The organism is Abyssisolibacter fermentans (genome assembly GCF_001559865.1).
Lineage (GTDB): Bacteria > Bacillota > Clostridia > Tissierellales > MCWD3 > Abyssisolibacter > Abyssisolibacter fermentans.
This window is the reverse complement of the sequence record NZ_LOHE01000069.1, coordinates 61,733-81,705: the sequence shown is the minus strand read 5'-3', so window position 1 is coordinate 81,705 and position 19,973 is coordinate 61,733. Positions and strand designations below refer to the sequence as shown.

The following is a 19,973-nucleotide window of genomic DNA, read 5'->3' as shown; positions in this document are numbered from 1 at the left end:
TGTCCTCCTAATTTTTTATCCTTTCATATAAATCCTCTGCTAACATTTCATATCCTTTAGGAATTAAGTGTATATGGTCTGAAAATAACTTATAATCAATCTTTCCGTTGTAATTGACATATTTAATTTCTTTTTTTTGATTGAAATAATTATCTATCTTTTCCATATTAGATATATAACCATCCTTTTTAACATTATCACCTAACAATTCATCATTCATTGCTGCCAAAAAGAATAATGTATTTTTGCCTCTTTGCATTTGTAGAATTTTTTCAATAAAAAAAATCTGAGGAACATCATTGTTAAATGTAAAAGGTAAATCAGTATATATGTATTTGTAATCCTCTTGTTTCATGAGATCAAATAAAAATGTTTTTTTGTTCCATGCTTGTACTATTTTTTCCGTATCATGTGCAAAAGCATTATTTAAATTCCCTTTAAAGTAGTCTCTATACCTCAATATTGAAAGCCTTGTATTTAAGTAATGTTTAATAGTATTAACGTAATAATCTCTATTACTTTCTTTTTGTGGATAAAACTCTGTATATACTTTATCATATGTTTCTCTATCTAGCTCACATAGATAATCTTTCATCCAAAAAACTGGTGTACTATATGGTACAGAATTAATGAAATCCGGATATATAGTATTAATAATAAGATTATCTGATGATATACTGTATTTATCCATTAATTTTAACATTACATAAATATCACCCATTTGCATTGAGGGTATAGCTAGATTATAAACTTTGTCAAAGCTGCTATCTTCATTTACCAGCTTATTCATGTAATAACCAATAGATTGGTGCTGACTCCCAGGACTGCTATAACCAACAGAATCTCCTAATATAACAATATATTTATCAATTTTATTACCTTCAATATCATCAGCAATTACTTCAAAAACTGCTTCAATACTGTCTGTATAATCCTTAAATACATCATAATTCACTCTATAATCATATATATAATCTGTTTTGAATATTTTAGCAAATCCTATTTGAAATATCAGTAAAAATAAAAAAATAAAAACTATTCCTCTTTTAATAAATTTTTTCATCTTGTAACTCCTTTAATTTTTATACTAGAACATTGTAAATATCCAACCCAGATTATTCAAAGTTATACGAACAATCAGGGTTCAATTTACTATACAAATTTAACTTTTATGTTACAAAATTCTCAGCTCTATTATATTAAAACATCTTGATTAAGTAAATAATTTTATATTTTTATATTTTTATTTCACAAAGAAATATTCACATAGCTCAATTGAATTTTATTAACTATTTGACGCATAAGAAAACCTCCTAAAGTATATAACTCTTTCTACTTTAGAAGGTTTTCTTCACTTTATATCTGCACCAAAAACAGCTACATTCTGCATAAAACTAACAAATTCTCTATCTTTCCACTCAAGAGAGGTTTCTACTAGTCCTAAACCATCTGCATTATATAGCCCTATAATTCTCTGCATTGCATATAGATTATACACTCCGTTTCTTCTAAAATCAATAGGATAAAGCCCTCCTAAAGGCATTACTGCCCCTTTTATTGGCTGTTTAAGTTTTCCATTTTGATCATATAATTTTGAAAGGTAGTCTTTATCCCTATTTCTTATGTCTATAATAAATACTTTTTTAACTTTTTTACTAGTAACTTTAACTGCATAATAGTCTAGATAATCAACTTCGTAAGTGTACTGTTTGTAAAACTTATCCGAATCAAAAATAGTTATATATTTTCTGCCACGATAGGTATAAACATAATAGAATGCATAACCCCCACTACCACCAGAATCTATAGATATCATAATATCTAGTATTTTGTTTCCTGTAAAATCACCTAAAAACAATGTTGGATTATAACCAGCGTCATTTTCTGGTGAAATAATTGTATATTTATATGTTCTGCAATTAAATATTACAAGCTTTATTTCAGTAACAAATGGACTGCTAGAGTCAATTTTTTTTCCTATAAGAAATATACTATCTAAAAAACCATCTCCGTTTACGTCTCCTCGTTTAAAGTCCAAAATAATATAATTACTATCTAAACCATTTTGACTGTAATAGTAAAAAGGATAGTAATACATAATTTTCCTCCTCATATCATCAAGTCCCAGATTATCCACACAACTTAAGATACTATTCTGCATCCTATTTTTTTAAGTTATATCAACCCAGATTAGTCATAGAAAATTTAATACTTTTTTTAAATGATGCTCATTCTTCGAATGAGTAAGCGATTCACATAAAATCATAGATTTTAGTTCTCTGCTTATGTTTATAAGGCATATATTAAATTCTCGACGTACCAACTAGGTATGCCTTCGAATTCACTACACACCTTCTAATTCAAAACTATACAGCATATTATGGGGCGTTATATGAATAATCAGGGATTAACATTCTGGGATATATTATCATAATATGAGATATTATATTTAATTGATACAAGCAGGTTATGCTTTACATGCTTTTATATATGGTGCTTTCATTTTATACACAATTTCTACTCCGTTTTCCAACTCATCCTTTATTCTATTAACTCCACTTTCAATATCTTCATCAGTTAAAAATCCAAACATAGAATATCCTCTTTTTTTAGCTAGCTCTATCAATTTAAAGCCATACTTATGATCATAGCCAATCATAACCTCGTTTGTTTCTATATCTGTAAAATTATTTTGTTTTAATTTGCAGGTTAATTCATTTAAACTCTGGTACCTTCCCAGTTCATATTCTAATGTCTGTGGAAAATATTTTGTAGTAAGTCTGTTTTTTATATGATCATGACTGTCTGTAAAAATATATAAAAAGCCACCTTTTTTCAGTACTCTATTTATACTTTTGAAAAATTTATCAACTTCTTTTATATGATGTATTACATCAACCATATAAATTAAGTCAAAGGTACAATCATTATAAGCTTCTAATATTGTTGCGTCTCCTAAAGTAAATATTGCATGATTACATTTTTTCTTAGCTTTTGATAACATACCTCGGGATTGATCTATCCCATAGATATTGTTAAAGCTTTGTTCAAATATCTTTAAATAATTACCAGTGCCACAACCTATCTCTAATATATAGCTGTCAGTATCTATATCACTATCTTGAATCATTTTGTTAATTAATTCAACCTCACCATATCTAACATCATCATACACTTTTGATATATCATCATAATTATAAGTAATCATATTATAACTCCTCCCTAATTCTATACCAATAATTATAAATATGATTATATCCTAATTGCTCATATAATTTCTTTGCAGGTACATTATCTCTTACAACCTGTAGATATGATTTTTCAACACCGTTTTTCTTTGCTTGGTTTAGTATAGCCATCATAATTTCTGTTGCTAAACCTTTTCTTCTATTATCTTCACTTACATATACGTTGAATATACCAACATATCCTCTTTCAATAATCCCCAAGCCTGTAGCTATGCACCTTGCATCTTTGAATATTGAAACACAAATAACAGGTAATACTAAGTTCTCATATAATTTCTTTATAGCACTATACTCAGTCTTGCTTTTTTTGCTTAATTGAATAAAATTATCCAGCCATCCATTATACATAGTTTTTTCTATTTTAATATTTTCATCATAAGCGTAATTATCATCCAAATCCATGTCCATGACACACGTTACAGCTTCTTTATTATATCCTTTTTCTTCTAAAATTCTATCTAATTCCAAACTAACATCATCTTCAGATATCTTGAAAACTACCTTTTTATCTTGTTTAGTATAAATATTTTCACATCTAGTAATTTTAGTTTTAATATCTTCAATAGAAGGATACATTGCATATACTGAACTTGCCCTTTTACTGCTATAATCTTTTGATATTCTTATAATCCATCCATCATAGAAAATTGTATTAAGTGCTGGTAATGCATTCATGGATAATTCCTCTATGAATTTAACCATTTACAATTCCTCCCCTTTAATAAAATTATAAATATCATCTAAAGCTTTCTTTATCTTGATTTCATTAAGGTAATAATAAATTGAATTCCCCTCCTTTGCTTGTATATCTACAAAATTTGTATCCTTAAATATTTTCAAATGTCTAGATATCGTTGAAGCATTAACATCTAAAATCTTTGCGATTTCATTTGCACTCATACTTTTATTAATCAATAATTTTAGTATTTTTAACCTAGTCTTGTCATTGAAAGCAGAAGTTTTTAACAAAAGCATATCAGAGGGTTCTATAGGCGTTATTTCCTTACTCTCAAGTCCTATATAAAATATAAAATTATTATCATTGTACCAAAAGGTAAAATTTCTACATGCATACAATGAAGGCATGATTATTATATTCTCTATAGCTGCTATCTCAACTTCAAAATCTGGTTTTATATGAAAATCTATAATATTATCTCTTATTTCAAATCTATCAGTAATACTGGTAAGATAATTTAAAATACCTTGTTTAGATATATTCTCATCAATTTCAAAAACCTTGTCTGTTAATTGCTTGTTGTTTTTTGAAATTTCAATATTAAAATAATTCTGCCACAAATTCAATATAAAATTGACTTCCTGTTTCATTGAATCGTCATTTAACAATAAAGACGGTTTTTCTCTAAGTTTTAGAAAAATTTCTTCCACAGAAGATCCTATATTTAATACAATATTTATACTATTTGCTATAGCATCTAGATACCCATTTGTCTCATCACCAAGCTTAAATATCTGTTCATACTCTTGTTCATTTAATTTATTATGTAAATTTGTTAACTGCTTACAAAAAGGTTTAAACCTCTCTCCCATGTATATCTCTCTTAAACTTAATAACAAATCTAATAATCCATAATAACCCTGCTTTAATTTCATAAATTCCTCCTTTTGCATATTTGTGCATCTACGCAAATATTAGCATATTTTTATCTGTATGTCAATATTAAACATTATAATTTTTTATTATTTTTGAGTGAATCAAATACAGTTCCATAGACAGCTAGCAAAATACACACTGTACCAATTACAGTATTTATTCCAATATGTTCACCTAAAAACACAGCACTTAAAATTATACCTGTAATTGGTTCTAATGTACTTAGTATTGATGATTTAACTGAGCCAATTATTTTTACTGCATCTATGAACATTAATAGTGTAAAAATAGAAATGCATCCGAGTACTATGAATAAACTATATGCTTTCCAAGAAATATTAAGCTTTATAGTATTCGTAATAGTTCCAAAAGTAAATAATGCCAAAAAACAAAATACTGTTAAATACAAAGTTAATATTATACTATCAAGCTTTCTCAAGCTGCTATGATCAATTATTAAAATATATACCGAATAACTCATTCCTGACAAAATTGCAAATGTAATACCTTTTGCATTTAGTTCAATATGACTAAAGCCTATCAAAACCCATATTCCTATAAGTGACATTAATAATGCACCAATTTTATATTTATTTAATTTTTCTTTAAACACTATAAAACATAATAATGTAACTACACACGGATAATTAAAATGCAATACGGTTGCTAAACCCACATCAATGTATTGATAAGATTTAAATAATATCAATGCGGTAGTTGCATAACCGATTATACTAGTGATTATTATTTTAGGAATAAGCTTTATATCAAGCTTTAAGCTCTTTTTAGTTAACAATACATAAAAAAAGAGCAATATTGATGCTACAAAAAATCTAATTAATACTAAAGTTATTGGATTAGCTCCATATTTATATGCATAAGAAGCTATTATCGGCATAATACCAAAGCCTACAGCTGAACACATAGCTAAAAGTATTCCCTTTATATTATTATTACTATTCATGTCTATATACCCCTATCATATTTGTCATTCAATTCATTTTAAAACTTCTAGCATATATTTTCAATAGTAAACATAGAAAATTATGAGCAGTGAACTAAAATCTATGATTTTATGTGAATAGCAGGGTTCAATATTAATTTATACAAAAAAAAATGAAATGTCTCAAAATGAAATTATTCTATATTGTAGAAATATCTAATATCCATTTTGAAACACTCTAAAAAATAATAGTTATATATTCGCCCTAGACTGTAGTTAATGAATAATCAGGGTTCAAGTTTTCTATGGTTTATATATAACTCCTTCAAACATTATTACGCCTGTTCTACCATGTTTGATAAAATATAAAAACGGTCTATTTGCATATAAATTTATTATCTTCTCTGGAGGAGGTGCACTACCACATAAACCAACAGATGTTAAAGCCGCTGCTTCTGTACCTTCCTCATCAACTGATATCACACATTTTTGCTTAATTTTATCTACCCACAATGGTTCTGGGTTTTCTTTAAATATTCCATTAAGATTAGCCCTGTACGCAATAAAAATATCTTCCACACCTAGTTGTCTTAATGCATCATTTAAATTATATTCAGCTTCATACTTGAATTTAGGTAATTTAATATTACATTTAATATATTCCTTGTTTTTGAGTTTATCATTTAGTTCTTGGTAACTAAATTCTTTTATGTAATCATCTATATTACCTTTTGGAATAACTATATTCATACTACATCCATAATAACTTAAGCTTCCATAAGTTATTTCTTCATCCTCATAACATGACATTTGTCTTTGTGCATTCATCATATCTACATCTATTTCGCTGCCATCTTTCAAATGGAATTTTTCTGTTTCTGTATTCTTTTTATTAAATTGATCCACCCATTTCCCATTAAAATATACTGTATTAAAAATAAACAGTCTATCTAATACATCAAGCTTTTTTATATAATCTTTTATCATGCCATTTGTTTTATCACTAATCCACTTATTCATATCATCTTTACTATCACTATCGTTAAAATCTACACTATAAACTCCACTGTCATAATATTCTTGAGCTATTTTGACAAATTCATCTCTTAATTTGTATCTTTCATCTACCCATATTGAATTAGCAGATTGTACTAAGGTTGTTTTTTTCCCGCCTTCGTCATATCCTGTTTCGTTTAATAAATTTAACAGTAAGCAATATTGTTCATTTAGTGTTTTTTCATCTAAATGTGATTTGTTGATTATGTCCATTAATTCTTGTTTGGTATTTTCTTGAGCCCCATTTGTTAAAACAGATAAAGCTACTGCTAAACTTAATGGAGAAGTTATACTATTTTCTTTTCCATCAGAACAAGATTTGATTAATGTTTCTCCTAATTCATTAATACTAGTTGCTACTTCTTTATTAAATTCATTATCTTTTGTTTGTACTTTCATTAATTTACTTGAGCTATCAATCTTACTAATAGTATTTGTACTGCACGCACATAAATTAATCATAATTAAACAAATAATAGTTAGAAAACTAATTTTTTTCACAATAATCCCCTCCTAATTACTATAGACTATAAAGCATGGCATTTTGTTCCAAATATAATTTTTATTATTTAAAAAGCTCAAATTCAACACTAATTCTGAATTTGAGCTTTTTTAGCATATATTTTAACACAATTTTAAAAGGCTCCAATTAATCTTGCAGCCTTACTAAAAATTTATCTATTCATTATACTTAAACAATTAATTCTATTCCATCTTTTGTGATTCTTATTATTCTCTTTTTTAATAATCTGCCTACTGCCTTTTTAAATGCACCTTTACTTATATTTAATTGCTGTCTGATTTTTTCAGGAGAACTGTTATCATTCAAATACAGTTTCCCTTTGTTTTTCAAAAGCTTATCCATTATAATATTCACATCTTTATCAATTTGCTTGTATGTTTTCTGTCTAATACTTATATACATTTTACCATCTGGCCTGATTTTAGTGACTCTACCTTCTATATTATCACCAATTCTAATATCACCAAATAATTCATTGTTAGGTATCATTGCATGATATCTGTAATCTATAGCAACAAATGCACCCATTTCTCTGTTTAATTTATACACAAAACCTTTAACTGAATCATTTACCTTATATGGTGACTCAGTACTCAACAAATCATAAACATTCATAGTTGCACATAGTCTAGAGCTCTTGTCAATATAAACACCAACTAAATACTCTCTACCTTGAACAATTTTATCTTTTTGCTCTTTAAACGGTAAAAACAAATCTTTATCTAATCCCCAATCAAGAAATGCACCAAATTTTGTTATTTCAATAACTTTTAGAAAGCCAATTTCACCTACTGTAAGTTTGGGTCTATTTGTTGTAGCAACTATTTTATTACTAGTATTTCTATAGACAAAGACCTCAATTTCATCACCTATTTTAAGCTGATTCTTAATTTCATTATTATGTAGCAATATTTTATTATTTTCCTTTTTACCTTCACTTAAATATACACCCTTTGAGCCAAAATCAATTACCTGTAATTTCTGTATTTTACCTAATTCTATCATATTCTCTCCTTATTTATATATATTTTATCTCATATTAATTAGCTATAGTAAATATATCATTATACATAATGGATTTCAAGGTAGTAAAATGCAATGATTATACATTATTTATTTTTTTAATCTATATAAGTGCATTTTAGCTCGAATAATTTTACAGTTAAACATCCAAACGAATACATTATTCTAATGTTTTTGCACTATTATAGATGTATAAAAATTAGCAATACGGTCAACAGAAAACTTTCACTCACTAACTCAAATAAAATAGGAGAGGTTGAAATCTATACAAACCCTCTCCTGTTATTAATTCTAGTTACCATTCATTTTATTTGCAAATTCTTTTATTCTATCAACATCCATACCATTACTTTTCTTCACATCCCCCTTATCTCCTTTAGAAACCATCTTAATAATTAAACGATCAAAAAACTTAGCTTTATCCATGATTATTTCACCACCAAAATAATCCTTAGCAACAGCCTTTTCATATAAGTCACTTGGAAAATTCATTTGCATCTGCTTCAATGCCTGCTCACCAGTTGATGTACATGTTATAAATAACCCAGCTTCTTTATTTTGCAAAACAGATAAGTTTTCCAAACAAAATTTCTTAACTCTCTTTCGTAGCATCCCTGCATATATTGAACCTCCAATAATTACCTTGCTATAAGAGCTTAGGTTATGCACTTTATCTACTTGAAGATTAACACTATTTACATCACCTTCTAATTTTCTAGTCAAATATTCCACACACTTATCTGTAAAACCATATTTTGAATCATACACAATTAGAATACTCATCTCAAAGCCTCCTCTACTGCTAATTTAATAACATTACTGCTCATGGTAGCACCACTAATACAATCTACCTGTAAGGATTGTTTTTCAATTATATCATCAACAATTGCCTCAGCCTTCTTGCCTAAACCACATTCATGTTCTTTAATAACAATATCTTGAATTATATTATCTTTAACCGTAACAACAACCTTTACTTTAACAAAATTTGTCTTGCTATCACCTTCATATATACCATCTGCAATTGTAGATAGGTTTACATTACTTATCTCCACTGCTTCGTACTTCGTTGTCTTAAGCTTAACAAAAATACCAACTATCACTGCTATACATAATACACAAACACTTAATATAATTTTCTTTCTCATAAGCCCACCTCTTACCTTTTAATACCATTAATTAAAACTTCTAGTTGTCGATTAATCAACCTACATCTTTGTTCGTCTGTTGTTTTTTCAATAATTAATCTAAGAACAAGGCCAAACACTGATACCCACAAAGATTGAGCTGTTAGTTCTACATCACAATCTGCAAAAACACCTTGTTTTATACCTTTTTTTATACTCGCACATAATTTCTGAATTGATTTTCTATCGTTACTAACACCCTTATGCAATAAACAAGTATACTTCAAGATAGAAGGTCTCTCACATAAAAGAAAAGCTTTGTATTCATCTTGAAACTTAAGTACAGTATAAATGTAATGCATAAAATCTTCTTTAATTTCTTTTTCAGGATCATTATTATCAACTTTCAAGGTTGATAAACTTTTGAGAATCTTTCCATAACCCTCTTTTAACAATGTATCCACTATTTCATCTTTATCTTTAAAATAATGATAAATGATGCCTGGTGAATAATCTAAAATATTTGTTATTTTTCTTATAGACAGCTTATCAATGCCTTCCTTAACTACAATTGACCGTGCAGTATCTAGTATTAATTGCCTTGTTTCCTCTTTTTTTTGTTTCTGTCGTTCTCTACCCATGATTATTCATCTCTCTTCTATTTATTAACTTTATTCAAATATTAAACACTGTTTAATTATTATTATATATATTCCATTCTACTTTGTCAAAAAATAAAACAAAGACGTTTTAACATTTACTACTTTTAAATATTTCTGAAATTCATATGCTAGTATAAAGAATATATTTATTAAAGTGCACACAAAAAAAGGTAGCGTTACTTCATCTTGAAATCTTCTAATTCAGAAACTTACAGCATATTATCGGGAGTTATATGAATAATCAGGCTTAAATACTATCAAAATATAAACTTTCATGATAAAATATCACTATTAAACAAAGCAAAGGATGATATCAATGAATGTTTTAACTGTCAAAAACTTATCTAAAAGCTATGGTGAAAGAAATTTATTTAAAGATTTATCTTTCATTATTAATGATACAGACAAAATAGGTTTAATTGGTATAAATGGCGCAGGAAAATCTACATTATTAAAGGTGCTAAGTGGTCAATTAAGTGCTGATTCTATGGATATAATTATGCCTAAAGGCATTACTATTGAATATTTAGACCAAAATCCAAATTTTGATCCTAATAATACTATCTTAGAACAGATATTCAAGAGTGATAATCCGAAAATACAATTAATCAAAAAATACGAACGTGCAGTTGAAACTGTAACTGATGATCTGATGAGTCAAAAAGAATTATTAAATTTATCTAGTGAAATGGACAAATCTAACGCTTGGGAACTTGAAAACCAAGCTAAAACTATACTAACAAAGCTTGGTATAACTGATTTTGATGAAAAAATTGGAGAATTGTCTGGCGGGCAACGAAAAAGAGTAGCATTATGCTCATCATTAATAACACCCAGCGATTTATTAATATTAGATGAACCTACTAACCATATGGACAATGAAACTATAGATTGGTTAGAAAAATATCTTACTACTAGAAAAGGTGCATTATTAATGGTAACTCATGATAGATATTTCTTAGATAGAATAACTAATAAATCATTTGAGCTTGATGAAGGAAATTTATATGTTTATACTGGTAATTATTCTGAATTTCTTCAAAAAAAATTAGAAAGAAAAACTCATGAAGCTATAATGGAAAATAAAAGACAGCAACTATATAAGAAAGAATTAGCTTGGATAAGAACTGGTGCAAAAGCAAGAACAACAAAACAAAAAGCTAGAATTCAACGTTTTGAAAATCTAAAAAAATCAGAAATTAATGCAGATGAATCAAACCTAGAGATTTCATCTGCTTATACTAGACTAGGCAAAAAATTAATAGAAATTAGCAACATTTCAAAATCATATGATGCTAAAACAGTGATCAATGATTTTAGCTATATATTATTAAAAGATGATAGAATAGGTATTGTAGGAAATAATGGAATGGGTAAATCAACCTTATTAAATACTATAACAAAAAATTTATCACCTGATACCGGTACTGTTGAACATGGTTTAACTCTAAAAATCGGTTATTTAACACAAGAATCAGAAAACATGGACTTAGAATTAAGAGCTATTGAATACATTAAAAAGGGTGGAGAATTCATAACCACTGATGAAGGTATAAAGATTAGTGCTTCTCAAATGATGGAAAAATTTCTTTTTACTAAAGAAATGCAATGGTCATATATTAAAAAATTATCAGGAGGAGAAAAAAGAAGGTTGTATTTGTTAAGAACACTTATGGAGGCTCCCAATGTATTAATATTAGATGAACCTACAAATGATTTAGATCTTGATACTATAAAAATTTTAGAAAACTATATAGAAGAATTTAGCGGTCCAGTAATAACTGTTTCTCACGATAGATATTTTTTAGATAAGATATGCAACAAAATATTTTCTTTTGAAAACACTGGAAATATTTTTATAAATAACGGTAATTATTCGGATTACAAAGAAAAACGTGTACAAGAAAATATAAATAATGATACTAAAAAAACTTTCAAACCAAATAAACCAACAATAAAAAATCGACCTAAACTAAAATTTTCTTATAAAGAAAAACTTGAATATGAAAATATATATACTGATATTGAAAAGTTAGAAACGCAAATAGAAGAAATAGATAAAAAGATAGAAGTATACTCAACTGATTATATAAAACTTCAAGAACTTATGGATAAAAAAAATGAATTAGAAGAAAATCTAATGTATAAGCTTGAAAGAGAAGAATATTTAAGCAATCTTGAAAAACAAATAAATGATAGCAAAAAAAAAGCTGAATAACCATCAGCTTTTTTTGGTTAAATTATTTACATACCCTTCAACTTTTTTATATTGTTATTATTCTCATTGTTCCATTTTTTACTATCAAAATTATTATCAATGCTCAACATTTTTCTTAAAGATGATTTGCCTCTAAATAATCTTGATTTAACAGTACCAATGCTTATTTTTAACTCTTGACTAATCTCTTTATATGAAAAATTTTTGTAAAAATACAGGTATATAACTTCACCATATTTGGGATTAAGACATTTAACCTTGTCTAAAATGAACATTCTTGCTTCCTCTTTTATTAGATTATCTGGAATCGATAATAGTTCATTGTATTTGAGCTTATCAATGCAATACTGTTCTACTTTAATATTTTTTTTATTTTGATTATACTTTAACTTAGCAAAATTGTAGGCTATAGTATAAATCCATATTTCAAGCTTGTTTTTATTTTTTAATTGGTCTATCTTATCTACAGCTCTCATTACAGTGTCTTGCACAACATCATTAGCATCATAATCATTTCCTAGTACTGAATAGGCAATATGATAAATTTTACTTTGATAAGTATTGAAAATTTCAACATATAAATCCATTTTGTCTCTTTCATTATTTACCAATTTATACACCTCGATCAGTGGTTCACATTAAATTAAAATTTAAGTACCCTGTTCATAATTCAGAATTATACAGTATATTATCGAAAGACATATGAATATCAATGATAATAAAACGCAAAACTTAGAAACTTATACAATTTTCTAAATTTAAATACAATACTATGAAATATAAAATTTTTTAATTTAATAACTTTTTATTAAATTAGTAAATACTTTTAATGTTATATAATTTGTTTCATTTACTTAATCCCTAAATATGTATAAGTTCTAAAATATGTCTTTATTATATCACCCATTTATGAAATATTATGTCATATTTTCTGGTAAATGAAATAATTTTTAATTCTTTCTATTACATTTTACGACAAAAAAACTTATGAATAAATCATAAGTTTTAGGAAATGTGGAATAATTAGCTCTAGACCTGCTGGTATAATGATATCTTATGTTCTTATGTCAAGAGGTTATAAGTTTTTCTAATTCATTTGTATATTTTAATCCAACCCCAGTATCTCAAGCTTGATTACTATAAGTTATAGCTAAATCTACTATCTCCATATCAAATTATTCTGAAATCATTTACATATTTCGCTAATTATTTTAGATTTATTATATAAAATCCTATAATTTTCACTACCAGACCTAGCATTTCTAATAAATTTATAATAGTAAGTTCCTTTTTCTAATTCAAAAACCTTATTGGTAAATTTCTTATCATCAACTTCATATTTTTCAATAATTTTTCCATCTTCTTTCTCTAATACAAATACAACTTTTCCTAATCCTATTTTTATATTATGCAAGAAATACATTTTAGTCTTTTCATTAACATCTAATTTAACTTTTTCTTCTTGTGAGCTTTCACCATATGTTATATTAGCTATATCATATTCTATATTTGACGCAGTTTTTGTAACATAGTAAATACTAAAAGAAAAGAAAGCAAGTGAAAGTATTAATATTATATATTTAATAGTATTTTTCATTTTTGTCCTCCCTAAAATTTATACTCATAAAAGCAAATTAATTTATAATTAACCAGACAAAAGATTATATTTATTACTAACATACAAGCTATAAAATAATTAATTCCTACACCAAACACAACCAGGACAATAATCTGTTTAATACTCATCATCACTACTCCCAATACAAAGAATATCAAAGTAAATAATAGCCATCCTGATTTATATGCTACTAAGCCAATATTCAATAAGAAGTTATATATTAAAAATGCAGCTGTCCATGATAATAATATTATTCTAAATAAATCAAATACACCTATTGTCATAAATTTTTTACCAAACATAAAATTTGTTTTAAAACAATACATAGTCACAATAAATATTAATGTAAGTATAATACTTCTAATTAAACCCTGTTTAATTGTTGTCTTTCCTAATAGCTTTCTAGGACAATTTAAAGAAACCAAATGTGGTATTACAGATAAAGATATTAATAAACCATATATGGACATATATATTAGTATGTATATGCTAATTTGTAATTTTATCGATGTCATAAGTGTTTGAACAGTCATACTATCATCAAATATTAATCTTGTACCTATATTTATAGATAAATTAATTACTGCTATAAAAACAATTATACCAATTATCAGTTTATCAAATACAAACATTGATTTTTTTATATTTTTTGCAGAAATCATATCTTGTCTCCCCCTTTGCTAAGATTAATAAATAGTTTTTGTAAGTTAATCGGTTTAAAATCTATTCCTATATCTTTCACAACTCTCTTTTCAGCATCTGTAAAACTATCATATACAGTATATGTTGCCATCCTACCAATAATCTGTTTATTGATTATCCTTTTGCCCGCCAACACACTTTCAATTCTATCTTTATCTCCTTCTAAAACCTGTGCCTTTAGCTTAGTCTCTTCTGTAGAAGTATTTAAAATCAACTTACCTTTATGTAATATATATATGTGTTCAAATAAATTTTCTAATTCATTGATCAGATGAGTAGATATTATTATAGTTCTTGGATTTTCTTCATAATCACTTAATAATTTCTCATAAAACAACTCTCTGACAATAGGATCTAAACCTATATATGGCTCGTCAAACAATGTCATAGGAGCTCTACTAGCAAGACCTATAACAATTCCTACACAAGTCTGCATTCCTCTTGATAATTTATCATACTTTTTGTTAGTATCTAAATTAAAATCCTTTATTATTTCATTTGCAAAAGCCTGATCCCAATTAGGATAAATATATGATGCAAATTCAATGAGTCTTTTCACTTTTATTCCTTTTATATTATTACACAATTTTATAAAATCTCTTGATAAACAAATAGTTTGTGTTAGTTCATCATCATTCTTTAATAATTTACCATCTATCCTTATTTCCCCTGTTGTAGGTATTAGCTGATTTGCCAAAAGCTTCAAAAGTGTTGTTTTACCAGCACCATTTCTTCCAATTAATCCATAAATCTTATTTTCTTCTATTTCAAAGGAAATGTCATCTATACTCTTGGTTTTACCAAAATGTTTACTCAAATTAGTTACTATCCAATCACTCATTCTTAAAACCTCCTGTACAATTATTGATCATGTTTATTATTTCATCCTTACTAATACCTAGTTTTTCTCCTTCCTGCAAAAGCTTTATTATAAAATCATTCATAAAATTTTTTTTCCTTTTCAATTTAATCAAATCAACAGCACCTTCTTTTACAAACATACCTACCCCTCTTTTCTTGTATACGATATTCTCATCAACTAATATGTTTAAGCCTTTTCTGGCTGTTGCTGGATTGACATGTAGAAGTGTCGATAACTCATTTGTTGAATAGACCTTTTCTTCTTCCTTTATTATGTTTTTCAAAATTTGATCTTCAATCATATCCGCTATCTGAATGAATATAGGTATCGTTGAATCAGTTTTTAATTCCATAAGAAATCTCCTCTTTGTTATTTGGTTAGTTACTTAAGTAACTAAGTATATATCTAATTTACCATTTGTATTTACTTTTGTCAATTATATTTTTTCAAATTATTTTAGTTGAATATATAACTAAAATTTTATAAAATGAAAGTAATTATGTAAAATGAGGTGAATTAATGTTATTAGTTGAGAATTTAAATCATAGTTTTGGCGGTAGAATTATTTTAGACAATGTATCTTTTAGATTAAAAAAGGGCGAGCATATTGCATTAATAGGTGCTAATGGTGAAGGTAAATCTACTTTTTTAAATATAATAACCAGAAAAATAATGCCAGATGAAGGTTTAGTGCGTTGGGCAAAAAAAGTAAGTGTTGGATACCTTGATCAACACACTGTTTTAGAAAAAGGAAAAACAATTAGAGAAGTTTTAAAAACTGCTTTTAATACATTATTTGATTTAGAAAAAGAAATGCTTCAGATGTATGACAAAATGGGCAGTGCAACTCCTGAAGAGTTAGAAAAATTGATGGAGGAAACATCAAAGATACAAAATACATTAGAACTAAGTAGTTTTTACAATATTAATGCTAAGATTGAAGAGGTTGCGAATGGTTTAGGTCTAGGAGATATTGGACTTGATAAGGATGTCTCTAAGCTTAGTGGTGGTCAAAGAACAAAAGTTTTACTTACAAAATTACTCTTAGAAAATCCTACAATATTAATTTTAGATGAGCCTACAAATTATTTAGATTTTGAGCATATAGAATGGCTTAAGATTTATCTGCAAAATTACGAAAACAGTTTTGTATTAGTATCTCATGATATTCCATTTATCAATTCTGTTTCTAACGTTATTTACCATATGGAAAATGGCAGTATCACCAGATATAAAGGAAATTATGAAGATTTTCAGCATATGTACAATGTTAAAAAGAAACAATTAGAAAAAGCTTATGAAAAGCAGCAAAAAGAAATAAAAAATCTTGAAGATTTTATAGCAAGAAATAAAGCAAGAGTTGCAACTACAGGAATGGCAAGAAGTAGACAAAAGAAACTTGATAAGATGGATAAGATAGATAAACCAAGAGAAAAAATTAAACCAACTTTTGAGTTCTTAGAAGCAAGAGCACCTTCAAAAATAATATTTGAAGCTGAAGACTTAGTATTAGGTTACAATGAACCATTAACTAAGCCATTAAATGTGCAATTAACAAGAGGCTTAAAAATAGCACTAAGAGGTGTTAATGGATTAGGAAAAACTACACTCTTAAAAACACTAATCAGAGAAATAAAACCTTATGATGGCAGTGTAGTTTTAGGTGATTACCTTGAAATAGGTTACTTTGAACAAGAATCTTCTAACGATAATAATAATACTGCCCTCGAAGAAATTTGGAATGAGTATCCTGGTATGTTAAATTCAGAAGTTCGTTTAGCGCTGGCTAAATGCGGCTTGTCAAATGATCACATAACAAGTAAAATGAAAGTTTTAAGTGGTGGCGAAGCAGCAAAAGTAAGGCTGTGCAAGATAATGCTAAGAAATATAAATTTCTTAGTTTTGGATGAACCTACTAATCATTTAGATGTTGATGCCAAGGAAGAACTTAAGAAAGCTTTACAGACTTTTAAAGGTACTGTTTTAATAGTATCTCATGAACCTGAATTTTATATGGATATCGTTGATGACGTGTGGAATATTGAGGATTGGACTACAAAGATTATTTAGGAAGTGATAATATGTATGACAATTTAACAATAGTAAGAACTCAAGAAAAAGCTTATAAAAAATACTGCGTAAATGATAGTATTTTTTATTCAAATAATTTTTTTATTGCTTTAGATAAAAAGAATAATATTATAGCAACAGGTGAATTATACGTTCAAAATCATTCACTTGCTGATTTATATACCAAAGTGTTTAATGATAATTATTTAGAAGAAAATTTAATTGATATGTTTTTTAAAGAATGTCTGTATTGGAACCCTTATATTGAAACCATAACATGTACATTTGGAGAGTTATATAATGAAAATCCTGCTAAAATATTTGAAACAGAAATATCATCAATACTCCCTTGTCAATTAACTGTAAGTGACAAAAAACTAAAAAATGTAACCAAATGGCTTGATAGTCCTGAAAAAGTAATAGTGCCTGTAGTTGAAATTAATAAAGCTTTATACCTTACCGACGGACACACCAGATTAGTTAGAGCCTATTTGCAAGATTACCAAAAAATATATGCCTTTTATGATCAAGACATAGATGCTACTATGTATCCAGAGTTTATTAAATGGTGTGAAAATGAAGACATTACTTCTATTAATGCTCTTTCAAAACGTATAGTTAGTGAAGAGTCTCATAAAAAACTATGGCTAGATAGATGTCAGGAATATATTAAGAATAATAGAACATAACAGCATAACTCAAGCTGAGATTTATAGGTACAAATGGGATGTCTTAGAGGTTTTGAGCCATCCCATTTTAAAATTATCTGCTTTTTGATTTTGTAATAAATTTTTAAACTTAGATATTATTCTTTTATTAACGATAATAAATCTTTATCCGATATGTTTTTTTTCTTTTCTGCTAATAATTTAAAATGTTCAAATATTTCATTAATCTGTTCATTTTCTAAATCTTCATACCCAAGTTCACTCAATCGTTGTTTAATTGCGTGTCTTCCAGAATATTTACCCAAAACTATATTGTTCTTTGTTATTCCTATAGATTTAGCCGACATAATTTCGTATGTCAAGCTATTACTAATTACTCCATGTTGATGAATACCCGAAGAATGTACAAACGCATTTTCACCTACCACTGCTTTATTTTTTTGTACATCTATACCAGTTATCTCGCATACTCTCTTGCTTATTTCTGATATCTTTTCAGTTTTTATATTCGTAAAGTATTTCAATTTATCAGATCGTACTTTAATAGCCATTACTATTTCTTCTAAAGCAGTCATACCCGCCCTTTCACCTATTCCATTTATAGAGCATTCTATCTGCCGTGCTCCATTCTCAATACCCTCAATTGAATTTGCCAAAGCTAAACCTAAATCATTATGACAATGTGTACTTATCATTGATTTGTGGATATTTGGAACTTCATTTCTAACTCTTTTTATTAATTGTCCATATTCACTAGGTATTGAATACCCAACTGTATCATTTATATTTATCACATCTGCTCCAGCTTCAATAACTTTTTCTAAAACTTTAAATAAAAACTCTGGCCTTGTTCTCGTAGCATCTTCTGGAGAAAATTCAACACTTGGACTTAATGATTTGGCATATTTGACCATGTTATATGCTCTTTGCAAAATATCATCTGGACTCATTTTAAGTTTATACATCATATGTATATCAGATGTAGCAATAGATACATGTATCCTAGGATATCTTGAATATTTTAGTGCTTCCCATGCAGTATCAATGTCTTTTTTTACAGCTCTAGCAAAACCTGCAATTGAAGCATTCTTAATATTCTTTGCAATTGTTTTAACCGCTTCAAAGTCTTCAATAGAAGCAAAAGGAAACCCTGCTTCTATAACATCTACTCCCATATCTTCAAGCTGTTTAGCAATTTCAAACTTTTCTTTCTTATTAATATTTACTCCTGGTGTCTGATCTCCATCTCTTAATGTAGTATCGAATACAAATATTCTTTTTTCCATTTTCATCCCCCCAATACTACTAAATATTAGTTAGTTGCATAACTCTACAATATGCATAATATCAATATTTCTGTGTTATGAAGTAATTCAGTTTCCCCCATATGTTAATTGTAAAAACTACCAATAGAGTTACTAGGGAACTATCTCATGTTTCTTTGAAAGCGTGACTTCAAGAGTTCGTTTCTTCATCGCTCTTAAGTAGAGAACCAAAATCTATGATTTTGAGTAAATCACTTACTGCTAGGAACGCAGTGAGTAGTAAGTTTCTTATTCATTTCAAAACGAGCTCTTGTCGGAACCGTCAAAGATTATGAGATGGTTCCCCTCACCAAAAACTTATGAGCTAAAACAT

General features: G+C 27.4%; 19 protein-coding genes and 1 pseudogene. 3 read left to right on the top strand and 17 right to left on the bottom strand.

Annotated elements, in window-relative coordinates; translation table 11 throughout:
* Positions 1-7 precede the first annotated feature (7 nt).
* From AYC61_RS13280 to AYC61_RS13230, 11 genes are all read right to left on the bottom strand, one after another.
* On the bottom strand, positions 8-1,063 hold the full coding sequence (locus AYC61_RS13280; RefSeq protein WP_066503307.1) for an SGNH/GDSL hydrolase family protein: 1,056 nt from the start codon (positions 1,061-1,063) through the stop codon (positions 8-10).
* Between the two features lie 288 nt (positions 1,064-1,351).
* Positions 1,352-2,098 carry a spore coat protein gene (locus AYC61_RS13275; protein ID WP_066503300.1) on the bottom strand — a complete coding sequence of 249 codons (747 nt, stop codon included), beginning with the start codon at positions 2,096-2,098 and terminating at the stop codon, positions 1,352-1,354.
* A gap of 369 nt (positions 2,099-2,467) precedes the next feature.
* Positions 2,468-3,208, bottom strand: coding sequence for a class I SAM-dependent methyltransferase (locus tag AYC61_RS13270; protein ID WP_066503299.1), 741 nt, complete (start codon positions 3,206-3,208; stop codon positions 2,468-2,470).
* 1 nt (position 3,209) lies between these two features.
* Positions 3,210-3,950 (bottom strand): GNAT family N-acetyltransferase, encoded by a 741-nt coding sequence (locus AYC61_RS13265; protein WP_066503297.1) that lies wholly within the window; start codon positions 3,948-3,950, stop codon positions 3,210-3,212.
* Positions 3,951-4,862, bottom strand: a complete 912-nt coding sequence (locus AYC61_RS13260; RefSeq protein WP_066503293.1) for an ArsR/SmtB family transcription factor — start codon at positions 4,860-4,862, stop codon at positions 3,951-3,953. It abuts the gene before it with no gap.
* A gap of 74 nt (positions 4,863-4,936) precedes the next feature.
* Positions 4,937-5,827, bottom strand: coding sequence for a DMT family transporter (locus AYC61_RS13255; RefSeq protein WP_066503291.1), 891 nt, complete (start codon positions 5,825-5,827; stop codon positions 4,937-4,939).
* A gap of 282 nt (positions 5,828-6,109) precedes the next feature.
* The gene (locus AYC61_RS13250) at positions 6,110-7,363 is read right to left on the bottom strand and encodes a serpin family protein (RefSeq protein ID WP_066503289.1); all 1,254 of its coding nucleotides are present in this window, start codon (positions 7,361-7,363) and stop codon (positions 6,110-6,112) included.
* 190 nt (positions 7,364-7,553) lie between these two features.
* A complete protein-coding gene (locus AYC61_RS13245; RefSeq protein WP_066503287.1) occupies positions 7,554-8,390 on the bottom strand; it encodes a CvfB family protein in 837 nt (278 codons plus the stop codon).
* A gap of 309 nt (positions 8,391-8,699) precedes the next feature.
* The gene (locus tag AYC61_RS13240; RefSeq protein WP_066503285.1) at positions 8,700-9,191 is read right to left on the bottom strand and encodes a flavodoxin domain-containing protein; all 492 of its coding nucleotides are present in this window, start codon (positions 9,189-9,191) and stop codon (positions 8,700-8,702) included.
* The gene (locus tag AYC61_RS13235) at positions 9,188-9,556 is read right to left on the bottom strand and encodes an FMN-binding protein (protein ID WP_066503283.1); all 369 of its coding nucleotides are present in this window, start codon (positions 9,554-9,556) and stop codon (positions 9,188-9,190) included. The genes AYC61_RS13240 and AYC61_RS13235 overlap by 4 nt, the downstream gene beginning before the upstream one ends.
* Before the next feature lie 11 nt (positions 9,557-9,567).
* Positions 9,568-10,176 (bottom strand): TetR/AcrR family transcriptional regulator, encoded by a 609-nt coding sequence (locus AYC61_RS13230; RefSeq protein WP_066503275.1) that lies wholly within the window; start codon positions 10,174-10,176, stop codon positions 9,568-9,570.
* Positions 10,177-10,513: 337 nt separating this feature from the next.
* On the opposite strand from AYC61_RS13230, the gene AYC61_RS13225 reads away from it, so the two are divergent.
* A complete protein-coding gene (locus AYC61_RS13225) occupies positions 10,514-12,415 on the top strand; it encodes an ABC-F family ATP-binding cassette domain-containing protein (protein ID WP_066503274.1) in 1,902 nt (633 codons plus the stop codon).
* Between the two features lie 26 nt (positions 12,416-12,441).
* On the opposite strand, the gene AYC61_RS13220 is transcribed toward AYC61_RS13225, so the two are convergent.
* The 5 genes from AYC61_RS13220 to AYC61_RS13200 form a co-directional block, all read right to left on the bottom strand.
* On the bottom strand, positions 12,442-13,026 hold the full coding sequence (locus AYC61_RS13220) for an RNA polymerase sigma factor (protein WP_066503273.1): 585 nt from the start codon (positions 13,024-13,026) through the stop codon (positions 12,442-12,444).
* A gap of 575 nt (positions 13,027-13,601) precedes the next feature.
* Entirely contained in the window at positions 13,602-14,012 is a 411-nt protein-coding gene (locus AYC61_RS13215) for a hypothetical protein (protein WP_066503267.1), read from the bottom strand.
* A gap of 11 nt (positions 14,013-14,023) precedes the next feature.
* On the bottom strand, positions 14,024-14,695 hold the full coding sequence (locus AYC61_RS13210) for a hypothetical protein (protein WP_066503265.1): 672 nt from the start codon (positions 14,693-14,695) through the stop codon (positions 14,024-14,026).
* A complete protein-coding gene (locus tag AYC61_RS13205) occupies positions 14,692-15,576 on the bottom strand; it encodes an ABC transporter ATP-binding protein (RefSeq protein WP_066503264.1) in 885 nt (294 codons plus the stop codon). The genes AYC61_RS13210 and AYC61_RS13205 overlap by 4 nt, the downstream gene beginning before the upstream one ends.
* A complete protein-coding gene (locus AYC61_RS13200; RefSeq protein ID WP_066503263.1) occupies positions 15,569-15,949 on the bottom strand; it encodes a GntR family transcriptional regulator in 381 nt (126 codons plus the stop codon). Before AYC61_RS13200 ends, AYC61_RS13205 begins: the two co-directional genes overlap by 8 nt.
* Positions 15,950-16,116: 167 nt before the next feature.
* Between AYC61_RS13200 and AYC61_RS13195 the strand changes: the two genes are divergently transcribed.
* Complete coding sequence (locus tag AYC61_RS13195; RefSeq protein ID WP_066503262.1) at positions 16,117-17,667, top strand: ABC-F family ATP-binding cassette domain-containing protein; 1,551 nt, start codon at positions 16,117-16,119, stop codon at positions 17,665-17,667.
* An 11-nt stretch (positions 17,668-17,678) separates the two neighbouring features.
* The gene (locus tag AYC61_RS13190) at positions 17,679-18,356 is read left to right on the top strand and encodes a hypothetical protein (RefSeq protein WP_066503261.1); all 678 of its coding nucleotides are present in this window, start codon (positions 17,679-17,681) and stop codon (positions 18,354-18,356) included.
* 122 nt (positions 18,357-18,478) lie between these two features.
* Here AYC61_RS13190 and AYC61_RS13185 read toward each other — a convergent pair.
* A pseudogene (locus tag AYC61_RS13185) lies at positions 18,479-19,621 on the bottom strand (2-isopropylmalate synthase); the annotation flags it as partial.
* Between the last annotated feature and the right edge of the window lie 352 nt (positions 19,622-19,973).

Coding starts and splice junctions, on each gene's coding strand:
- AYC61_RS13280 (WP_066503307.1), bottom strand. CDS start 1,063: ATGAAAAAATTTATTAAAAGAGGAATAGTTTTTATTTTTTTATTTTTA.
- AYC61_RS13275 (WP_066503300.1), bottom strand. CDS start 2,098: ATGTATTACTATCCTTTTTACTATTACAGTCAAAATGGTTTAGATAGT.
- AYC61_RS13270 (WP_066503299.1), bottom strand. CDS start 3,208: ATGATTACTTATAATTATGATGATATATCAAAAGTGTATGATGATGTT.
- AYC61_RS13265 (WP_066503297.1), bottom strand. CDS start 3,950: ATGGTTAAATTCATAGAGGAATTATCCATGAATGCATTACCAGCACTT.
- AYC61_RS13260 (WP_066503293.1), bottom strand. CDS start 4,862: ATGAAATTAAAGCAGGGTTATTATGGATTATTAGATTTGTTATTAAGT.
- AYC61_RS13255 (WP_066503291.1), bottom strand. CDS start 5,827: ATGAATAGTAATAATAATATAAAGGGAATACTTTTAGCTATGTGTTCA.
- AYC61_RS13245 (WP_066503287.1), bottom strand. CDS start 8,390: ATGATAGAATTAGGTAAAATACAGAAATTACAGGTAATTGATTTTGGC.
- AYC61_RS13240 (WP_066503285.1), bottom strand. CDS start 9,191: ATGAGTATTCTAATTGTGTATGATTCAAAATATGGTTTTACAGATAAG.
- AYC61_RS13235 (WP_066503283.1), bottom strand. CDS start 9,556: ATGAGAAAGAAAATTATATTAAGTGTTTGTGTATTATGTATAGCAGTG.
- AYC61_RS13230 (WP_066503275.1), bottom strand. CDS start 10,176: ATGGGTAGAGAACGACAGAAACAAAAAAAAGAGGAAACAAGGCAATTA.
- AYC61_RS13225 (WP_066503274.1), top strand. CDS start 10,514: ATGAATGTTTTAACTGTCAAAAACTTATCTAAAAGCTATGGTGAAAGA.
- AYC61_RS13215 (WP_066503267.1), bottom strand. CDS start 14,012: ATGAAAAATACTATTAAATATATAATATTAATACTTTCACTTGCTTTC.
- AYC61_RS13210 (WP_066503265.1), bottom strand. CDS start 14,695: ATGATTTCTGCAAAAAATATAAAAAAATCAATGTTTGTATTTGATAAA.
- AYC61_RS13205 (WP_066503264.1), bottom strand. CDS start 15,576: ATGAGTGATTGGATAGTAACTAATTTGAGTAAACATTTTGGTAAAACC.
- AYC61_RS13200 (WP_066503263.1), bottom strand. CDS start 15,949: ATGGAATTAAAAACTGATTCAACGATACCTATATTCATTCAGATAGCG.
- AYC61_RS13195 (WP_066503262.1), top strand. CDS start 16,117: ATGTTATTAGTTGAGAATTTAAATCATAGTTTTGGCGGTAGAATTATT.
- AYC61_RS13190 (WP_066503261.1), top strand. CDS start 17,679: ATGTATGACAATTTAACAATAGTAAGAACTCAAGAAAAAGCTTATAAA.